Below are 18,958 nucleotides of genomic sequence, written 5' to 3'. Positions count from 1 at the left end.
CGCATGTTAAAAACCGTATACAACTGGATCGACGAACGTCTCGACATTACGCCGATCTGGAGGGACGTGGCGGACCACGAGGTGCCGGAGCACGTAAACCCGGCGCATCACTTCTCCGCGTTCGTTTATTGCTTCGGCGGGTTGACGTTCTTCATCACCGTCATTCAAATTTTGTCGGGGATGTTCCTGACGATGTACTACGTCCCGGATATCGTGAACGCCTACGCGTCCGTCGACTACTTGCAGCATAAGGTCGCGTTCGGCGTCATCGTCCGCGGCATGCACCACTGGGGCGCGAGCCTCGTTATCGTCATGATGTTCCTGCACACGCTTCGCGTGTTCTTCACGGGTTCGTACAAACATCCGCGCGAGATGAACTGGGTCGTCGGGATGCTGATCTTCGGCGTCATGCTCGGTCTCGGCTTCACCGGATACTTGCTCCCGTGGGACAACAAAGCGTACTTCGCGACCAAGGTCGGCATTCAGATCGCGGCGTCCGTGCCGTTCATCGGCGAATCGATCAAGGTGTTCTTACAGGGCGGCGACATCGTAGGCGCGCAGACGATCGCTCGATTCTTCGCATTGCACGTATTCTTCTTACCGGCTGTTCTGCTTGCGCTTCTCGCGGGGCACTTCTTCCTGATTCGGAAGCAGGGCATCTCCGGACCGTTGTGATAAGGGGGTAACATTAGCTATGGCCGGTTCGCATCATAACGGTAACGACAACAACGAAAAGATTGTTTACGTCGGAGACTCAAGGGTCCCGAAGCCTACGAAGGTATATACGCCGCGCGATTATACGGCGTTCCCAGGCAAGTCCGAAGCGTTCATCCCGAACTTCCTGTTGAAGGAATGGATGGTCGGGTGCGTGTTCTTGGTCGGGGTGCTCGTGCTTGTGGTTTCCCACCCGGCGCCGCTCGGCTATCCGGCGGATCCGACGAACACCGGCTTCATTCCGATGCCGGACTGGTACTTCTTGTTCATGTACCAGCTGCTGAAGTACCCATATATGTCCGATCAGTTCATCGTGCTCGGCACGGTGGGCATCCCGGGCCTTGCGTTCGGCGGCTTGCTGCTCGCTCCGTTCCTTGACCGCTCTCCCGAGCGCCGCTTCTATCGGCGTCCGGTGACGTCCGCGATGATGCTCTTGTCGCTCGCGGCGATCGTCTACTTGACGAACGTGTCTTGGACGCACTACCAACACGAGCTCGAAGTGAACGGCATCGTGCCGGAGCATATCGAGCGCGAAGAGAAGATGCGGGAAGAGCGGGAAGCGCTGAAAGCCGGCGAAGAACCGCCGAAGGAAGCGGAATCGATCGTGTTCGCGGACGACCCGGCAGCCGAGATTTATCAGAAGGCTACTTGCGTGCAATGCCACGGCACCGACCTGAGAGGCGGCGCGGCCGTCCTCATCGGCATCGGCGACAAGTATACGGAAGAGGAAATCGCGGATATCGTGCATAATGGCAAGGGCGGCATGGCGCCGCAATACGACGAGAACCTGAAGCAAGGTCTCACCGAAGAAGAAATGGATTCCTTGATCGCTTGGCTCGCGCTGCAGAAGGCAGAGAACGAAGGCAAGGAAGCGCCGGCGGCGCATTAAGCGTAACGACATAGCATCGACCCGATCGCCTAACCGCGGTCGGGTCGATTTTCTTAAGGAGTGAATCCGCGGGTGATCGACCGAATTTCTTGGATTTGGAGCCGTTCGCTGCTGCTCTCCCCTTGGTTTCTGCATGCGTTGCTGTGGGTCAACGTCTTAGGCACGCTGTACGGATACGAATGGTACCGAGGGCAGCTGGTACGGACTTGGAACGAGTACGGGGAATGGTTGGTCGTGTTCGTGCCCGACAGTCCGACGGCGAGTTTGTTCTTCAGCGTTACGATCTGGTATTTGATTCGCGACGCATCGCGGGCGCGCCGAGGCGTAGAGACGCTGAAGCCTGCCGGAGCCGGCTCTCCGCTCAGCTGGCGGGGCGTCTGGGAAGGGCTCGCCGTCATTACGCAGGTGAAATACGGCGTCTGGGCGGTATCGATCATCTTCTGGGGCGCTTCGCAAGGGGATACGATCGTGTGGCAGGAGTGGATGCTAGTGATATCCCACTCGGCGATGGCGATCGAGGCGCTGCTCTACATGCGCTTCTACCGTTTCACGGCGCTCGCGGTCGCGATCGGTGCGGTATGGACGCTGACGAACGACTTCATCGATTACTCGTTCGGCGTATTCCCGTATTTGCCCGCGCCGCTGTACGACAATGTCGGCGAGGTGCAGCTGTTTACCGTAGCGCTCTCCGTCCTCGGCATCGCTTGCGCCTTCTTCGGCGTACGTCTTGCCGCAAAATATCGCGTCTAAACCGGGACATCCCTCCATATCATGATGATAGGAGGGATGTCCTATGGTGTTTTTCGGGCGATTTCGCCGTTACGCCTTGATCGCGGCCGGCGCGGCGACGCTGCTGTTCGCGGCCGGCTGCGGATCGGACGAGCCGGTCCCGGAAGCGGAAGCGAAGAAGGTCGTAACGGACGTACAGCGGCAGACGATGCGATTAATGAACGAAGCCGCCGAAGGGGCGTACCAGAGCGTGCAAAAGGGCGACCTGGAGCAGACGAAGGTTCGCGTCGCGCAATTGTCCGTCTTATCGACGAAGTTGTCGTACGAAGGGCTGGCGACCGTGGAAGGCATCGAAGCGGTGACCGGTTCGATCAACGCGGCGATGCGCGCATTGAACGCGTCGTCTCCGGACCGTCAGTCGACGACGCTGAAGGTCGCCACCGCACGGCTCGCGGTGGACGCGTTGTCGCATCGGGAGCAGCCGATGTGGCTCGGCTTCCGCGATACGCTTACAGGCGATCTGGAGAAGATGGCGATGGCCGTCGAGTCGAGGAACGACCCGGCGGCGAGCGAAGCGCTCGCATCGTGGCGGGGGCATCTGACGATCGTCCGTCCCGCCGTCGTCGTGTCTCGCAGCGCATCCGACGCGGTGAAGCTCGATTCGATCACGGCGTTCCTGACGAACGCCTTGCGTTCGGGTGATTGGGACGGTCTTCGGCAGGCGATGCCGAACTTGGAGGCGGCGCTCGGGGAAGTGTTCGCGGAGCAGGACCGGGAGACGACGGTCACGCCGCTCGCGCCGACGGCGGAGCCGCCTCATCCGATTCTCTGGTCGTTGGGACTCGGGGCGTTCATCGTCTCGGTGCTTACCTACGTCGCGTGGAGACGGTACGAGGCCGATCAAGGCGTGGCGAGAGTGAAGACGGAGCGGGATTTCGAAGGGCGAGGCTGAGGCCTCGCCTTTTTTTATTTGTCCGAACCGGGATCTTCGGATTTGAAGCCTTCCCCGAGAACGTCCTGAACCTCCGATACGATGATGAAAGCCCGGGGATCGGCTTGGCGTACGATCCGTTCGAGACGCCGGGTTTCGTGACGATAGACGACGCAATACAGCATCTCCTTCGGCTGCCCGGTGAAGGCGCCCTTCGCCGGAATGAGCGTCACGCCTCGATCGAGCTCGAGCATAATCTGCTTCGAGATGTCCTGCGTCCGTTCGGAGATGACCGTGAACGCCCGCGCCGCGTATTCCCCTTGTTGGATGACGTCGATGATCTTGGCCGCGACGAAGACGACGACGAGCGTGTACAGCACTCGCTCCATGGAGATGAACAGCAGCGACACGGAGATCACGATCGCGTCGAAATACAAGAAGAACTGTCCGATGCTCCAGCCCTTCGTCCGATTGACGATCCGCGCCAAAATGTCGACGCCTCCGGTCGTTCCCCCGAAGCGAAACACGATGCCGAGCCCCGCGCCGAGCGTGACCCCCGCATAGAGCGAGGCGAGGAACAAATCGTCCTCCGTCGCGAACGGGACGATGAATCCCATATGAAGCACGCGCTCCATGATATAGAGGAAGAGAGTCAAGGACAGCGTGCCGAAGCCGGTCAACAGCATACCCTTGCGGCCCAGCAGCCTCCACCCGATAATGAACAACGGGATGTTGAGCAGCAGCGTGGACACCGAGAGCGGTACGCCGAACGCGTAGTTGAGCAGGATGGAGATGCCGGTGACGCCGCCTTCCGTCAATTCGTTCGGGACGATGAAATAATGGATGCCGAAAGCGTAGATCGCCGTTCCGAGCATGATGGGAAACAATTGCTTCGCTAGTTTGATACCGTTCTGGATACGCATCGGGAACACCTATTCTTTTCGAGAGTTTGGAAAGTCGGTTTCGTTCGCGTTTATTGTACCATTGTTTTCATCCACCGTTCAAAAAACAAGCCCGAAAGCGCCGCGCTTCCATTCTTGTGCAATCCCCCTGCTTTGCAGTAACATAGGGATAAACCTCAGGATGGTCGCGCAGGAGACCGGAAAGGCGGGGAAAGCCCAATGTCGGACAAGTCGATGCGGGAGATGCAGAAGGAAGTCGACGCGTACATCTCGCAGTTTAAGGAAGGTTATTTCAGCCCGCTCTCGATGCTCGCCCGCATGACCGAAGAAGTCGGCGAGCTCGCGCGCGAGGTGAATCATACGTACGGCGAGAAGCCGAAGAAGCAGGGCGAAGCGGACAATTCCATCGAATACGAGCTCGGCGACATCATGTTTATCGTCATTTGTTTCGCGAATTCGCTCGGCATCGACCTTCAGAAAGCGCACGAGATGGTGCTCGAGAAATTCAACACGCGCGACGCGAATCGTTGGACGAAACGGGACACCTAAGCTTCGCATCGCGAATATGCTGTACCATCATCCCTTGCACGTTGGTCATCCGCAAAGGAGGTGGTCACGATGAGCGGCGAGAAGGAATTGCAGAAGGCTTATGAATCGATCCTCGGGCAGCATTTCGAGCAAGCGGTGGAATGGTTCCACAAAGCGATCGAGCAAGATCCGGATAATCCGGATTATCACTATAAGCTGTCGATCACGTACGCGCGCAGCGGGCGGATCGACGAAGCGCTCGCGCATGCACGCAAGGCGGCGTCGCTTGCCCCGGACGGCGCGGAGTACGGCATTCAAGTGCGTACGCTGGAGGCCAAGCAGCTGATCGCGACGGCGGAGCGGCTGATCGCGGAAGGACCGGCGGGCGACGCGCTCGCGACGACGTATTTGCGTCAGGCGCTCGCGTTGGATCCGCTGGAAGAAGGGGCCTACGTACTGCTCGCTTCGACGCTGTATCGCATGGAGGAGTATACGTCGGCCATGGCCGCGCTGAAGGAGCTCCTGGAGCTCTCCCCGAATCACCGGACGGCGTCGGCACTGCTGGAACAAATCAAGTCATCATTCGCGGTTTATTTGGAGGAACGGACATGAACGAACGGAAAATACGCGTGGCGGTTGCCGGCGCGGGCGGCCGGATGGGCCGAGAGGTCGTCAAACTGGTGCTTAGCGAACCCGATTTCGAATTGGCGGCGGCGATATCGCCGTCTGCCCGCGGCAAAGACGCGGGCGAGCTCGTCGGCTTGCCGGCTTGTGGGATCGAGGTCGAACACGATCTGGAGGAGTCGCTGAGCGCCGTCCGAGCCGACGTACTCGTCGACTTTACGACGCCGCAGCTGGCGCTCCGCCACGCATACATAGCGATCGAACGTCGCGTGCGCCCGGTCATGGGCACGACGGGGTTTACGCCCGACCATATTTCGGATTTGGACATGCTGTGCCGGGACGCGGGGATCGGCGGCTTGATCGCGCCGAACTTCTCGATCGGGGCGATCCTGATGATGAAGTTCGCGCAGGAAGCGGCGAAATATTTCCCGCATCTGGAGATCATCGAATATCATGGCGACCAGAAGCTGGACGCGCCCTCGGGCACTGCGGTCAAGACGGCGGAGCTCGTCTCGCAAACGCGGGCCCGAATGAAGCAGGGCAATCCGAACGAACACGAGACCATTCCGGGATCCCGCGGAGGCGAGTACGACGGCTTCCGCATTCACAGCGTGCGGCTGCCCGGGGTGTTCGCCCAGCAGGAGGTCGTCTTCGGCGCCTTCGGCCAGACGTTGAAAATTCGTCACGATTCGTACGATCGGGCGGGATATATGCCCGGCGTCGCGACGGCGGTGCGCAAGGTGATGGAGACGACGGGCATGGTGTACGGCTTCGAACACATGATGGACTGACACGAGGGGACGACTAGGAGGGTACGGCATGAATATTTCATTGATCGCGCACGACCGCAAAAAAGAAGAGATGGTCGATTTCGCCATCGCTTACGAGCAAGTGTTGTCGCGGCACCGGTTGTTCGCGACCGGGACGACCGGTCAACGCATCATGGAGAATACGAAGCTGACGGTGCATCGGTTCCTATCGGGGCCGCTCGGCGGCGACCAGCAGATCGGCGCCATGATCGCTCAGAACGAGATGGATTTGATTATTTTCCTGCGGGACCCGCTGATGGCGCAGCCGCACGAGCCGGACATTATCGCGCTGCTTCGGTTATGCGACGTGCATAACATTCCGCTCGCGACGAATCTCGGCACCGCCGAGGTGCTCGTGAAAGCGATCGAGCGCGGCGACTTGGACTGGCGCGAGGTTGTCCATGGAGAGGCGTAACGACGCCGAAGCGCTCGACCTGCTCGTCTTCGGCGCTCATCCCGACGACGCGGAGATCGGCATGGCCGGCACGATGGCGAAACACGCGGCCGCCGGGCTGCGCGTCGGCGTCTGCGACTTGACGCGGGCGGAGCTGTCGTCGAACGGCAATCCGACGCTCCGCGCGGAAGAGGCGGAAGCGGCTTCTCGGGCGCTCGGCCTTGCGTACCGGTCCAATCTCGGGCTGCCCGACCGCGGGCTCGTCGGCGACGCGGGACAGTTGGAGCGCGTCGTGCGGGAAATCCGCGAGCGTCGCCCTCGGTTCGTCTTCGCCCCCTATTGGAAGGACCGCCATCCCGATCATGTCGCGTGCAGCGCTTTGATCGAAGCGGCGGCGTTCAACGCGAAGCTGCGCCGATGGATGCCGGACGTCCCCGCTTGGACGATCGAACGGCTTTATTTTTATTTCATCAACGACACGGACCGCGCGGACGTCGCCGTCGACGTAACGGACTATTACGAAGCCAAGACGGCATCGCTCGCCGCGTACCGGAGCCAGTTCGAGCCGACGGGCGACGACGCCGTCGCGACGCCGCTCACCCAAGGGTATTTACGGAAGGTGGAGCAGCGCGACAGCTTGCTGGGCAACGCGCTCGGCGTGCGGTACGCCGAAGGGTTCGCGACGAAGCAACCGCAGCTTCTGACTCTATTTTGACGGGATTGCACATATATAAAGAAAGATAAGAATCGAATTCAACGAATCGGGTCGGAGGTGACATCGGTGAGAGACAAATTAAACATCGGCATTACGTGTTATCCGTCGCTCGGCGGGTCCGGCGTCGTGGCGACGGAGCTCGGCAAGCTGCTTGCGGAGCGCGGTCATCAGGTGCATTTCATCACTCACAGCATGCCGTTCCGATTGACCGGCTACCACAAAAATATTTTTTATCACGAGGTCGAGGTTTCCGATTACCACGTGTTCAAATATCCGCCTTACGACTTGTCGCTCGCGGCGAAGATGGCGCAGGTGGCTAACATGCAGAAGCTGGACGTGCTGCACGTCCATTATGCGATTCCGCACGCCGTCTGCGCCTATTTAGCGAAGGGAATGATCGAACGGCCGCTGAAGGTCGTCACGACGCTGCACGGCACGGATATTACGATTCTGGCGCATAACGAAAGCATGGCCGATCTGATTCGCCTCGGCATCAACGGCAGCGACGCGGTGACGGCGGTATCCAACGACCTGATTCGCGAAACGCAGGAGCGGCTGCATATTACGCGCCCGATCGATCTGACGTACAATTTCGTCGACAAGCGGGTGTATTATCCGCGGGATTGCTCTCGCTATCGGTGCGACTTCGCGCCGAAGGGCGAGAAGATTCTCATGCACGTCTCGAATTTCCGGCCGGTGAAGCGCATCTCCGACGTCGTCGACGTGTTCCGCCGGGTGAACGAAGAGGTGCCTTCGCGCCTCGTCTTCATCGGGGAAGGACCGGAGCTCGGGAAGACGATGGCGCGCGTACGCGAGTACGGCTTGGAGGAGCGAGTGCTCTTCCTCGGCAAGCAGGACGAAGTGGCGGAGCTGTTGTCCGTCGCCGATATCATGCTGCTTACCTCGGAGAAGGAAAGCTTCGGCCTCGTCGCGCTCGAAGCGATGGCGTGCGGCGTCCCGACGGTCGGAACGACCGCCGGCGGCATTCCGGAGGTCGTCACGCACGGGGAGACCGGATTTTTATCGGAAATCGGCGACACGGATTCCATGGCCGACGATTGCATTAGGCTCTTAACGGATCCGACGTTGTACGCCCGCGTCTCGGCGAACTGCACGAATCGGTCCCAGACGGTGTTCTGCAACGATCTGATCATGGAGACGTACGAGGATATTTACTACCGCATTCTGGGGCGGGAGCGGGAGCGGGTCGTTCGGGAGCGAGTGTGCGCGGTCGAATGACGGACGGGATTTTCTTCGAAGACGAGATGGGGCGAGGCGGCGTTCGGCTGCTCCGGCGGCTGGCCGAATGCGGTTATGCCGCCTATTTCGTAGGCGGGTGCGTGCGGGACGCCTTGCTTGGCCGTCCCGTCAAAGATATCGACATCGCGACGGCGGCGAAGCCGGAGACGGTGCTCGAGTTGTTCCCGGAGGCGATTCCGACGGGGCTGAAGCACGGCACGGTGACGGTGCCGATCGGCGCCTGGCATTACGAGGTGACGACGTTCCGCGCGGAGTCCGATTATTCGGACGGCCGTCATCCGGATACGGTGTCGTTCCTCGACGACGTGGAAGGGGACTTGGAACGGCGCGATTTCACCGTGAACGCGATGGCTGTCGACGCGGACGGCCGGCTCGTCGATCCGTTCGGCGGACGCCTGGATCTGGAAGCGAAGCGGCTGCGCGCCGTCGGCGACCCGGCCGCTCGGTTCGGCGAAGACGCGCTGCGCATGCTGCGTTTCGTCCGCTTCGCGGCGGAGTACGGCTTCGCGGCGGACGAGTCGACCTGGGCGGAGGCGAAGCTCGGCGCGCCCGGGCTCGCCGTCGTCGCGATGGAGCGCGTCGCCGCGGAGCTGACGCGCATGATCGGCGGGAGCGATCCGTATCGGGCGCTGGCGCTGCTCCGCGAGAGCGAGCTGCTGCGGTGGACGAAGGAGCGTCTGCGTCTGCCGCGCGCCCTCGGACTCGCGGCCGACGCCACGGCGGACGATTCGTTGCGGCGCCTCGCCGAGGTGGAGGACGAGCTGGCTCGCTGGGCGCTATGGTTCGACCGGATGGAGCTCGGGCCGGACGAAGCCGAAGGCGTCTGCCGGGCGCTGCGAACGTCCGGCGCGTTCGAGAGCGCGCTTCGGCGGACGCTCGCGTTCCATGCGGCGCTGCGCGGGGCGCCGGCGGAGCTCGCGCGTCGGGCCTGGATCGGCGCGACGCTGAGGCAAGGCGAGGAGACGGCGCGGCGATGGCTGACGCTTGCGCCGGCGTATCGCGGCTTGCCGGAATTCGGATGGACCGCGCCGTATTTCGACGCAGGAGCCGCTTGGCTCGACGAGATGCCGACGAAGACGCTGAAGGAGCTCGCGATCGGCGGCGCGGACGTGTTGGCCGCGGCCGGAGGCCGAAGAGGCGGACCGTGGACGGCCGATCTGCTCGGCAGGCTGTTGGAGGAGACGGCGCTCGGGGAGCTGGCGAACGAACGCGAAGCGCTGCAGGCGCGCGTACGCTCGCTGCTGCCGAGGTACGGCGCCGGTACCGGAGGGGATGCATGATGGGGGCGAACGAGAAGCTGTTAGCGTGCTTTGAGGAGACGCCCGGCGCGTACGTATCCGGCGAACGGCTGAGCCGGGAGCTCGGCGTTAGCCGAACCGCCGTCTGGAAGCGAATCCGGCGGCTCGAGGAGGAAGGCTACGTGTTCGAATCGATGCCCCGGCTCGGGTACAAGCTGCTGCGAGGTCCCGATAAGTACCGGTTGGACGAGCTGATGCAGCGCCTCTCGGGAACGGCGTTCGGGAAGTCGGTGAAGCTGTACGACGTCGTGGAATCGACCCAAAACGCGGTGCACGAAGCGCTGCTCGCGGGCGCACCGGAAGGGGCGTTGGTTTTGGCTGAGGGTCAATCGGCGGGGCGCGGCCGCTTCGGCCGCGTCTGGTTTTCCCCGCCGGGGAAGGGAATTTACGCAAGCTTCCTCCTGAAGCCGAACGTGCCGCTCGCGGTAGCCCCGCAGATGACCTTGCTCATATCGGTGGCGCTGTGCCGGGCGATCCGCAAGGAAACGGGCGCGAACGCGACGATTAAGTGGCCGAACGACATCTTGATCGACGGCCGGAAAGTATGCGGCATTCTCGTCGAGACGATGCTCGAAGCCGACGTCGTGAAGGCGATGATCGCCGGCGTCGGCATTACCGCGAACGTTCGGCGGGACGAGCTGCCCGAAGAGCTCCGCGACCGCGCGACGTCGCTGCTGGAGGCGACCGGGGCGCCGGTGTCGCGCGAGGCGATCGTGGGCTCGTTCTTCGAGCAACTCGAATGGTTGTACGACGCGTACCGCAAGGAAGGCTTCGGACCGGTGCGCACGCTGTGGGAGGCGCTCACGTCGACGCTGCACGGGCGGGTTCGAATCTCGACGCCGCAGGGCGTGTCGGAGGGCGTGGCCGAAGGGATCACCGAGGAAGGCGCGCTCCTCGTCCGCGACGACGAGGGGCGCGTGCATACGATGTATTCGGGCGACTTGACCGTACCGACTTCCCCGTAACGGCGCGGTCCGGCAGACGACCTATGTACAAAATCGAACGGTTTGATATACTAAGGAGAACGCAAGGGGGACGGTATCCGAACGGAACCGTACCTCCGAGCCGTTGTCTTTTCTTTTTACTCCATCTATTTTCTGCTCTGAGCCGCAAGGACCGAGACGGAAAGGGACGCATCGCGCACGGCCGCCGACGGCGCCGGAACGCGCGAATTGGGTTTGCGCTGCCATCCTTCTTCGGCTCTGGGCCGGGAAGGATTTTTTTGTTTTCCAGGAAGGAACCCTAAGGAGGAATGTGCGATGCCGGAACAATCGTCATCGGGAACCCGTAAGCCAGTAACGACGACGCGGCTGCGGGCGATGAAGTCGAAGGGCGAGCCGATCGCAGTCGTCACCGCGTACGATTATCCTTCGGCGCAGCTGGCGGAGGCGGCCGGCGCGGACGTGCTGCTCGTCGGCGACTCGCTCGGCAACGTCGTGCAAGGTCGGGAGACGACGCTGTCCGTGACGTTGGATCACATCGTGTATCACGCGGAGATCGTCTCGCGGGCCGTGAAGACGCCGTTCGTCGTCGCGGATCTGCCGTTCGCCACGTACCACGGCGGCGTCGATGCGACATTGGCCAACGTCGCCCGCGTCATGCGGGAGGGCGGGGTCAAGGCGGTCAAGCTCGAAGGCGGCAACGAAATTGTGCCCGCGGTGCGAGCGGCCGTCGGCGCCGGCGTGCCGGTGATGGGCCATCTCGGCTTGACGCCGCAGTCGGTCCATGTCATCGGCGGGTATAAGGTGCAAGGCAAGCAATCGGCCGCGGCGGAGAAGCTGCTCGACGACGCGCTGCGTCTCGAGGAGGCGGGCGCGTTCGCGATCGTGCTGGAGCTCGTCACCGACGAGCTGGCGGCGCAAGCGACCGAACGGCTGTCGATCCCGACGATCGGCATCGGCTCGGGTCCTCGCTGCGACGGGCAAGTGCTCGTGTTCCATGACATCCTGCAATACGAGCTCGATCCGATGGCGAAGAAATTCGTGAAGGCGTACGCGAACGTAGGCGCGGTCGTGAAAGAGGCGATCCGCGAATACGTCGCGGACGTGAAGCAACGGGCGTTCCCGGAGGAGCGCCATACGTTCCATATGGAGGAAGCCGACCTGCAGCGGTTGTACGGCGGCGGCGCGGCGGACAAGGAGTGAGCGGTTATGGAAGTGTTCCGTACGATTGCATCTTACAAACAATACCTTAACGAAGTCGAAAATGAAGGCCGATCGATCGGCTTCGTGCCGACGATGGGCTATCTGCACGCCGGTCATCTATCGCTCGTCGAACGGGCCAAACGGGAAAACGACGTCGTCGTCATGAGCGTCTTCGTCAATCCGCTTCAGTTCGGGCCGAACGAAGATTTCGAACGGTATCCTCGGGACGAAACCCGGGATTTGGCGCTCATGGAGAGCGCCGGGGTAGACGCAGCCTTCCTGCCTACGGTCGACGAGATGTATCCCGGCGGCGGCGGGACGTCGAAGACGATCGTGACCGTCGGAGGGACGGTCGCGGAGCGGCTCTGCGGCGCCTCTCGCCCGGGCCACTTCGACGGCGTCGCCACGGTCGTCTCCAAGCTCTTCCATATTGTCGAGCCGCGGCGCGCGTATTTCGGCTTGAAGGATGCGCAGCAGGTCGCCGTCATCGAGACGTTCGTCAGAGACTTGAACCTTCCGGTGGAAATCGTGCCTTGCGAGACGCTGCGGGAACCGGACGGCCTCGCAATGAGCTCGCGGAACGTGTACTTGACCCCGGAGCAGCGCAAGAACGCGCCGGCACTCCGCCGGTCGCTGCTGGCGATCGACGAGTGGCTCGCCGCCGCGCCGGAGACGACGGCGCCCGAGCTGGAACGTAAGCTCGCCGACGCGATCCGCGCCGTCCCCGGCGCGGAGCTCGATTACGCGCAGGTGCTCGCGTATCCGTCGCTCGAGCCGATCGAAGGACCCGTCGCGGAAGCGGGACGGTTCATCGCGGCGCTCGCGGTGAAGTTCGGGGGAACGCGGTTAATCGACAATCGATTATTTCATGAAAACGAGAGGTGACGAGCCATGTTTCGCACGATGATGAAATCGAAGCTTCATCGCGCCGTCGTGACGGAGGCGAATCTGAACTACGTCGGCAGCATTACGATCGACGAGGATTTGATGGACGCGGTGGACATTCTGGCCAACGAGAAGGTTCAAATCGTCAACAATATGAACGGCGCCCGCTTGGAGACGTACGTCATTCCGGGTCGCCGCGGCGAAGGGACGATCTGCTTGAACGGCGCGGCCGCGCGGCTCGTACAGCCGGGCGACGTCGTCATCATCATCTCCTACGCGATGATGACGGAGGAGCAAGCAAGGAGCTATAAGCCGAAAGTGGCGATTCTGGACAGCAGCAACAACATCGTGCAAACGGCGAACGAAGAAGTTCACGCGACGATTTTGTAATCGAATCTATAGTCGAATAATGATTTGGCAGTATGAAATGCCTCCCCGGCGCAAAAAATGAGGGTACCCTCGCGTCGCGAATCCAACCGAAAGGTGGGAGGCCCATGTTCAAGTACTTGTTTCAATCGATGAACGAGAAGCTGGACGGCATCCTCGAGGCGCTGCCTGCGTCGCACGGAACGGAACACGAGTCGCTGCTCGAACAGCTGCAGGAGCTTCGGGAAATGAGCGACGAAATGATCGAGGAGTGGCTGTTGTTCGAGGAGAAGATGGCGAGAGCCAAACAGCGGCCTCAGCCCGAACCGGCGGCGGCCTCGACGAAGCCGCAAGCCCACGAGCCTCAAGACCTATTCGAAACGGTCGACGCCTTCGCCGAGACGCCGGCGCAGACGATGCAGTACCAACGAGGCGAAGGATACTTCAAGCTGTACATGTTTCCGGAAGCGGCCCGCGAATTCGAGGCGGTCGTCCGCGCATACCCCGATTTCCTGCAAGCGCGTTTGTTCTTGGCCTTATGCTTCTTACAAAGCGAAAACGTCACGGAAGCTTCCAGTCATCTTCAAATCATTATTTCGCTTGCGAACGACGGCAGGATGAAGGCGGTCGCGTACAATGCGCTCGGCTGCGTGCAAGCGGTGAGAGGGAATGTGGAACAGGCGTGCGAATGTTTCCGAACGTCCCATTCGTTGGATCCGAACTTTAAGGACCCCGTGTATAACTTGAAGGCTTGCCAGATCGACGGAGGCGTGCTGCAGCTCGGCGTCGCGATCGGCTGACGCCTTCGTTTTTTTTCTATGGATTCCCTCGCGAGAGGGTTTCTTCTATTTTCTTTTCCCCCTTCGGTTTGGTATCCTTAATGGTACGAACGACAACGAATCGAAGACGAATGGGGTACCCTATAGATGAAATTTGCGGTTTTGGATTTGGAGACGACGGGCGAACAGCCGGGCCGCGACGAAATTATTCAGGTCGGCATCGTCATCGTGAACGACTTCGCGATCGAACGTACGTACGCTTCTTTCGTTCGGCCGAGCGTCCCGATCCCGCCGTTCATCCGGTCCTTGACCGGTATTACGGACGAGATGGTGGCGGACGCCCCGGCGATGGACGACGTCGTGAACGAGATCGTTCCGCTGCTCGACGGCGCGGTGCTCGTCGCGCATAACGCGCCGTTCGACGTCGCGTTCTTGAAGCGCGCGCTCGCTTCGGCCGGTTATCCCGGCTACGACGGGCGAATACTGGATACGCTCGATTGGCTTCGCGTCTTGTTCCCGACGCTGACGAGTTATCAGCTCGGCTTCGTCGCGAACGCCTTCGGCATCGCGCACGACCGTCCGCACCAAGCGGACAGCGACGCGGAGGCGACGGCGGAAATATGGGTTCGATGCATGGAGAAGCTGTTCTCGCTGCCGCTCATGACGCTGCAGCGGCTCGGCTTCTTGTTCGCGCATCCGGATTTCGCCTCGCAGCAGGATCAAGCGTGGTTTCTCGAAGAGGTCGTCGCATGGAAGGAAAGCGCGGAAGAGCCCGTAAACCCGACGCGCTCCCACCGGCAATTCGCGCTCGGGGTCGACGACTGGACGAACGAGGAGGACCGGGATCGGGAGAAGTTCGAGGAGGACTTCGACGCATTCCAGGAAGCCTTGAAGCGGCGCATCCGGGAGCGAATGCCCGATTACGAGGAACGCCCCGCGCAAGAGCGCATGATGCAAGAGGTGTCGCAGTCACTGAAGGACGAACGGCATCTCGTCATCGAAGCGGGCACGGGCACGGGCAAGTCGCTCGGTTATTTGATCCCGTCGATTCATTACGCGCTGCAGACCGGCGATAAGGTCGTCGTCAGCACGCATACGATCAACTTGCAGGAGCAACTGCGGCAGAAGGAGCTGCCGATGCTGCACGAGCTGTCGCCGACCCCTTTCCGGTCCGCCGTGCTCAAGGGACGAAGCCATTACTTGTGCTTACGTAAGTTCGAGGGCAAGGTCAATAATCAAGATTTCCCGAATGAACGGGAAGACCGCGTGATCGCCGCGCAGATGGTCGTCTGGCTCGGCGAGACGAAGCACGGCGACGAGGAGGAGCTGAACCTCGGACAGAAGGGCGGCGAGTTCTGGAGCCATGTCGCTTCGGACGCGGATTCGTGCTTGAACCGGGCGTGTCCTTGGTTTCGCAAGTGCTTTTACCACCGGGCCCGGAACGATGCGGGGGCAGCGGACGTCATCATCACGAATCATTCCTTATTATTCACGGACGTGAAAGCGGAGCATCGCATTCTTCCCGCCTACGGACGTCTCGTCGTCGACGAGGCGCATCATTTCGAGGACGTCGCCAGTCAGCATCTTGGCGTCGATCTGTCTTATTTTTCGATGGTGAGCGCTTTAACCTCCTTGCTGAAGGACAGCCGCTCCGGCCAGCTCCCGCTGCTGAAGTCGCTGCTCGAGCAGCATCCGAACGCGAAGACCGAAGGCTGGGGCGAGCGCATCGGCCAACTGTACCCCGACATCGTGAAGGTGAAGGAAAATTGGGACGAACTGTTCGATGCGCTGTACGACCGATTCATCGCTCGCGCGGCCGCGGGGCAGAGCGAGGGCGGCGCGATCACGGTTCGTCTGAAGTCGGATAAGCTGCCTCACGACTGGAAGTCGTTCGTCGCGATGGAAGACAATTTGTACCTGACGTTGACGAGCGTGCTAAAGGTGCTGGACCGACTCGTGACGGAAGGGAAGGACGACGCGGAGGACTTCGGACTGGAGAGCCTGTTTACGGATCTGGCCGGCACGGTCAAGGACTTGTACCGGGCGCGCGACGCGCTGCGGCTGCTGCTGAAGGCGGACGATCCGAACATGGTGTATTGGATGGAAGCGACGCCGCACTTCAAGTCTCGGTCGCTGCGATTGTACGGGGCGCCGATCGACGTGTCGGGTTTGATGCGGGACTTCTTCTGGGAGCGCAAGGACGCCGTCGTCATGACGTCCGCGACGCTTACGGTCGAGAAGTCGTTCCAGTACGTCAAGGCGCAGCTCGGCTTGTCGGATCGGGACGAAGCGGAGGAGCGGCTGCAGACGGTTCAGCTGCCTTCGCCATTCAAATACCGCGACCAAGCGCTGGTGCTTATCCCGAGGGACTTCCCGGGCTTCAAGGGCGCTAACGCGGATCCGCTGTTCATGGAACGGCTGATCGAGTCGCTTCGCGACGCGGCCGTCGTGACGAACGGCAAGATGCTCGTGCTGTTCACGTCCCATAAGATGCTCAAGCAAGCCCACGGCCCGCTGCGGGAGGCGCTGCAGCCGCATGGCATCCATGTCCTCGGACAAGGGGTCGACAGCGGCAACCGGAGCAAGCTGACGCGGCTGTTCATGCAAGCGGGCTCCGCCGTGCTGCTCGGCACGAGCTCCTTCTGGGAAGGCGTGGACATTCCGGGCGATGCGCTGACTTGTCTAGCGATCGTACGTCTTCCGTTCCAACCCCCGAATCATCCGATGGTCGAGGCGAAGAGCGAATACCTGAAGGCGCAGGGCGAAAATCCGTTCACGAAGCTGTCGGTGCCGCAAGCGGTCATCCGCTTCAAACAAGGCTTCGGGAGGCTCGTGCGAACGGCGAAGGATCGGGGCGTCGTGCTGATTTACGACACGCGGGTCATCGAGACGTCGTACGGGAAGCACTTCCTCTATTCGCTGCCGGGGCCGAAGATCGAGCATTTGCCGAGCGAGTCGATCCCCGATCGGATGCGGGACTGGCTGGAATCGCCGGGCGCGGAGACAGGGACCGGATCCTCGGGAAAGGTGGAAGCGACATGAAGTTTCCTAAAATATCGGAAGCGGTCGTCCGCCGTCTGCCGATGTATCTTCGATATTTGAACGAACTCGCGAAGAGCGACGTCCAGACGGTGTCATCCCAGGATTTAGGCCGGCGTTTGGATTTGAATCCGGCCCAAATCCGCAAGGATCTCGCGTATTTCGGCGAATTCGGGAAGAAGGGCATCGGGTACGACGTCGGTTATTTGGTCGAGAAAATCCGCGGCATCTTGAAGCTGGATCAAGAAATCCGCGTCGCGCTCGTCGGCGCGGGCAATCTCGGCCAAGCGCTGTGCAATTATAACGCATACTTGAAGGATAATATGCGAATTTCCGCCGTATTCGACGCGAATCCGAATCGGATCGGCGAACGCATCAACCAATTGGCCGTTCAGCCGATGGAAGAGCTCGTGCGGACGGTCCGGGAGCAGAATGTGCGTATCGGCATCATAACGGTACCGGCGACGGAAGCGCAGCGCGTGGCGGACCAATTCGTGGAAGCGGGGGTGGAAGGCATTATGAATTTCGCTCCGGCGATCATTAAAGTGCCTTCCCAGATCCGCGTTCATTACGCGGATTTCACGATCGAGCTGCAAAGCTTGGCGTATTACTTGAACCGGGGCGAAACGGAGGAAGAAGAAGAATGACGAAACGTACGGTGATCCGAGGCGGAACGTTCCTCACGATGGCGGAAGGCATGGAGGGAACGACCGCGTTCGCGGGAACGCTGACGATGCGGGGGGACCGCATCGAATACATAGGCGCGGCGGATGTCGACGTCTTGCCAGGCGACGAGGTGATCGACGGCGCGGGCAAGCTGTACATGCCCGGCCTCGTCAATACGCACGGGCATGCGGCGATGTCGCTGCTGCGCGGACTGAAGGACGACGTGAGCCTGCAAGTATGGCTGCAAGAATATATGTGGCCGACCGAAGCGAAATTTACCGCGGCCAGCGTTCGAGCGGGAACGATGCTGGCGATGCTGGAGATGCTGAAATCGGGCACGACGACGTTCATGGATATGTACGACCATATGGATCAAGTGGCGGAAGCGGTGGAAGAAGCGGGCATGCGCGCCTGCCTCAACCGCGGGGTCATCGGTTTGTGCCCCGAAGACGTGCAACGAGCGAAGTTGGACGAGGCGATCCGGTTCGCCAAGACGTGGAACGGCGCCGCCGACGGCCGCATTACGACGGCGATGGCGCCGCATGCGCCGTACACGTGTCCGCCGGAATTCATCGCGAAGTTCGTCGAGGCGGCGCATGAACTGAACTTGCCGATGCACACGCATATGTCGGAGACGGCGCGCGAGGTGGAAGAGAACGTCGCCGCCTACGGCGTTCGACCGGTCGAGCATCTGCGGAGACTCGGCGTGTTCTCGCGTCCGTGTCTCGTCGCGCACGGCGTGCACCTGACGGACGAAGAGATCGACATCCTGGCGGAGCACGACGTCGGCGTATCGCATAATCCCGGCAGCAATCTGAAGCTGGCGAGCGGCATCGCCCGCGTGACGGCGCTGCGGCAGGCGGGCGTTCGCGTCTCGCTCGGCACGGACAGCGCAGCCAGCAACAACAACTTGGACATCTTCCGCGAGATCCGTCTCGCGGCGCTCATCCACAAGGGCGTCAGCGGCGATCCGACGGCCGTGCCGGCCGGCGACGCGCTGCGGATGGGCACCGTCGAAGGGGCGCGTTCGCTCTGGTTGAACGACGTCGGCACGCTCGAGGCCGGCATGAAGGCGGACGTGATCGCGATCGACGTGACGGCGCCTCATTATCAGCCGGAGGCCGATCCCGTATCGCACCTCGTGTACGCAGGCTCCGGTTCGGACGTGACGGACGTTTGGGCGAACGGGAAGCAGCTCGTTCGCGGCCGCCGCTGCTTGACGCTCGACGAAGAGCGCATCGTCGCCGAGGCGAACGCGGCGCTGCGGCGCCTGAAAGCGTAGGCGC

20 protein-coding genes are annotated in these 18,958 nt (G+C 61.5%); 19 read left to right on the top strand and 1 reads right to left on the bottom strand.

The annotated features are described in order from the left end of the window. Nucleotides 1-3 precede the first annotated feature (3 nt). The 4 genes from qcrB to RIN49_RS02715 all read left to right on the top strand — a co-directional run bounded on the left by qcrB (nucleotide 4) and on the right by RIN49_RS02715 (nucleotide 3,284). Entirely contained in the window at nucleotides 4-675 is a 672-nt protein-coding gene (gene qcrB, locus RIN49_RS02730; RefSeq protein ID WP_138193354.1) for a menaquinol-cytochrome c reductase cytochrome b subunit, read from the top strand. A gap of 19 nt (nucleotides 676-694) precedes the next feature. Further along, entirely contained in the window at nucleotides 695-1,603 is a 909-nt protein-coding gene (locus tag RIN49_RS02725) for a menaquinol-cytochrome c reductase cytochrome b/c subunit (RefSeq protein ID WP_309118636.1), read from the top strand. A 72-nt stretch (nucleotides 1,604-1,675) separates the two neighbouring features. Beyond that, complete coding sequence (locus RIN49_RS02720) at nucleotides 1,676-2,353, top strand: DUF1405 domain-containing protein (protein ID WP_309118635.1); 678 nt, start codon at nucleotides 1,676-1,678, stop codon at nucleotides 2,351-2,353. A gap of 43 nt (nucleotides 2,354-2,396) precedes the next feature. Further along, on the top strand, nucleotides 2,397-3,284 hold the full coding sequence (locus RIN49_RS02715) for a sporulation protein YpjB (RefSeq protein WP_309118634.1): 888 nt from the start codon (nucleotides 2,397-2,399) through the stop codon (nucleotides 3,282-3,284). A gap of 14 nt (nucleotides 3,285-3,298) precedes the next feature. Here RIN49_RS02715 and RIN49_RS02710 read toward each other — a convergent pair whose 3' ends face one another. After that, nucleotides 3,299-4,186 carry a YitT family protein gene (locus tag RIN49_RS02710; protein ID WP_309118633.1) on the bottom strand — a complete coding sequence of 296 codons (888 nt, stop codon included), beginning with the start codon at nucleotides 4,184-4,186 and terminating at the stop codon, nucleotides 3,299-3,301. A 198-nt stretch (nucleotides 4,187-4,384) separates the two neighbouring features. On the opposite strand from RIN49_RS02710, the gene RIN49_RS02705 reads away from it, so the two are divergent. From RIN49_RS02705 to RIN49_RS02635, 15 genes are all read left to right on the top strand, one after another. Beyond that, entirely contained in the window at nucleotides 4,385-4,714 is a 330-nt protein-coding gene (locus RIN49_RS02705) for a nucleotide pyrophosphohydrolase (RefSeq protein WP_309118632.1), read from the top strand. A gap of 69 nt (nucleotides 4,715-4,783) precedes the next feature. Continuing rightward, nucleotides 4,784-5,305 (top strand): tetratricopeptide repeat protein, encoded by a 522-nt coding sequence (locus RIN49_RS02700; RefSeq protein ID WP_309118631.1) that lies wholly within the window; start codon nucleotides 4,784-4,786, stop codon nucleotides 5,303-5,305. After that, nucleotides 5,302-6,108 (top strand): 4-hydroxy-tetrahydrodipicolinate reductase, encoded by an 807-nt coding sequence (gene dapB / locus RIN49_RS02695; protein ID WP_309118630.1) that lies wholly within the window; start codon nucleotides 5,302-5,304, stop codon nucleotides 6,106-6,108. The genes RIN49_RS02700 and dapB overlap by 4 nt, the downstream gene beginning before the upstream one ends. 28 nt (nucleotides 6,109-6,136) lie before the next feature. Beyond that, on the top strand, nucleotides 6,137-6,541 hold the full coding sequence (locus RIN49_RS02690; RefSeq protein ID WP_309118629.1) for a methylglyoxal synthase: 405 nt from the start codon (nucleotides 6,137-6,139) through the stop codon (nucleotides 6,539-6,541). Beyond that, a complete protein-coding gene (gene bshB1, locus RIN49_RS02685) occupies nucleotides 6,528-7,235 on the top strand; it encodes a bacillithiol biosynthesis deacetylase BshB1 (protein ID WP_309118628.1) in 708 nt (235 codons plus the stop codon). The genes RIN49_RS02690 and bshB1 overlap by 14 nt, the downstream gene beginning before the upstream one ends. Before the next feature lie 66 nt (nucleotides 7,236-7,301). Beyond that, nucleotides 7,302-8,474, top strand: coding sequence for an N-acetyl-alpha-D-glucosaminyl L-malate synthase BshA (gene bshA, locus RIN49_RS02680; protein ID WP_309118627.1), 1,173 nt, complete (start codon nucleotides 7,302-7,304; stop codon nucleotides 8,472-8,474). Continuing rightward, nucleotides 8,471-9,775, top strand: coding sequence for a CCA tRNA nucleotidyltransferase (locus RIN49_RS02675; RefSeq protein ID WP_309118626.1), 1,305 nt, complete (start codon nucleotides 8,471-8,473; stop codon nucleotides 9,773-9,775). The genes bshA and RIN49_RS02675 overlap by 4 nt, the downstream gene beginning before the upstream one ends. Then, nucleotides 9,772-10,758 (top strand): biotin--[acetyl-CoA-carboxylase] ligase, encoded by a 987-nt coding sequence (locus RIN49_RS02670; RefSeq protein WP_309118625.1) that lies wholly within the window; start codon nucleotides 9,772-9,774, stop codon nucleotides 10,756-10,758. The genes RIN49_RS02675 and RIN49_RS02670 overlap by 4 nt, the downstream gene beginning before the upstream one ends. 294 nt (nucleotides 10,759-11,052) lie before the next feature. Then, nucleotides 11,053-11,937 carry a 3-methyl-2-oxobutanoate hydroxymethyltransferase gene (gene panB, locus RIN49_RS02665; protein ID WP_309118624.1) on the top strand — a complete coding sequence of 295 codons (885 nt, stop codon included), beginning with the start codon at nucleotides 11,053-11,055 and terminating at the stop codon, nucleotides 11,935-11,937. Between the two features lie 6 nt (nucleotides 11,938-11,943). Continuing rightward, nucleotides 11,944-12,822 (top strand): pantoate--beta-alanine ligase, encoded by an 879-nt coding sequence (gene panC, locus RIN49_RS02660; RefSeq protein ID WP_309118623.1) that lies wholly within the window; start codon nucleotides 11,944-11,946, stop codon nucleotides 12,820-12,822. A 6-nt stretch (nucleotides 12,823-12,828) separates the two neighbouring features. Then, the gene (panD, locus tag RIN49_RS02655; RefSeq protein WP_309118622.1) at nucleotides 12,829-13,212 is read left to right on the top strand and encodes an aspartate 1-decarboxylase; all 384 of its coding nucleotides are present in this window, start codon (nucleotides 12,829-12,831) and stop codon (nucleotides 13,210-13,212) included. Nucleotides 13,213-13,316: 104 nt separating this feature from the next. Next, on the top strand, nucleotides 13,317-13,988 hold the full coding sequence (locus tag RIN49_RS02650) for a tetratricopeptide repeat protein (RefSeq protein WP_309118621.1): 672 nt from the start codon (nucleotides 13,317-13,319) through the stop codon (nucleotides 13,986-13,988). Between the two features lie 126 nt (nucleotides 13,989-14,114). Continuing rightward, the gene (gene dinG, locus RIN49_RS02645) at nucleotides 14,115-17,009 is read left to right on the top strand and encodes an ATP-dependent DNA helicase DinG (protein ID WP_309118620.1); all 2,895 of its coding nucleotides are present in this window, start codon (nucleotides 14,115-14,117) and stop codon (nucleotides 17,007-17,009) included. Further along, nucleotides 17,006-17,653 carry a redox-sensing transcriptional repressor Rex gene (locus RIN49_RS02640; RefSeq protein WP_309118619.1) on the top strand — a complete coding sequence of 216 codons (648 nt, stop codon included), beginning with the start codon at nucleotides 17,006-17,008 and terminating at the stop codon, nucleotides 17,651-17,653. The genes dinG and RIN49_RS02640 overlap by 4 nt, the downstream gene beginning before the upstream one ends. Continuing rightward, nucleotides 17,650-18,954, top strand: a complete 1,305-nt coding sequence (locus tag RIN49_RS02635) for an amidohydrolase (RefSeq protein ID WP_309118618.1) — start codon at nucleotides 17,650-17,652, stop codon at nucleotides 18,952-18,954. The genes RIN49_RS02640 and RIN49_RS02635 overlap by 4 nt, the downstream gene beginning before the upstream one ends. Nucleotides 18,955-18,958: the final 4 nt, after the last annotated feature.

Origin of the sequence: Paenibacillus sp. (genome assembly GCF_031177825.1) — a bacterium.
Classification (GTDB): Bacteria; Bacillota; Bacilli; order Paenibacillales; family YIM-B00363; genus Paenibacillus_AE.
The sequence above is the reverse complement of the archived record's forward strand: the minus strand, read 5'-3'. Positions and strand labels throughout refer to the sequence as shown.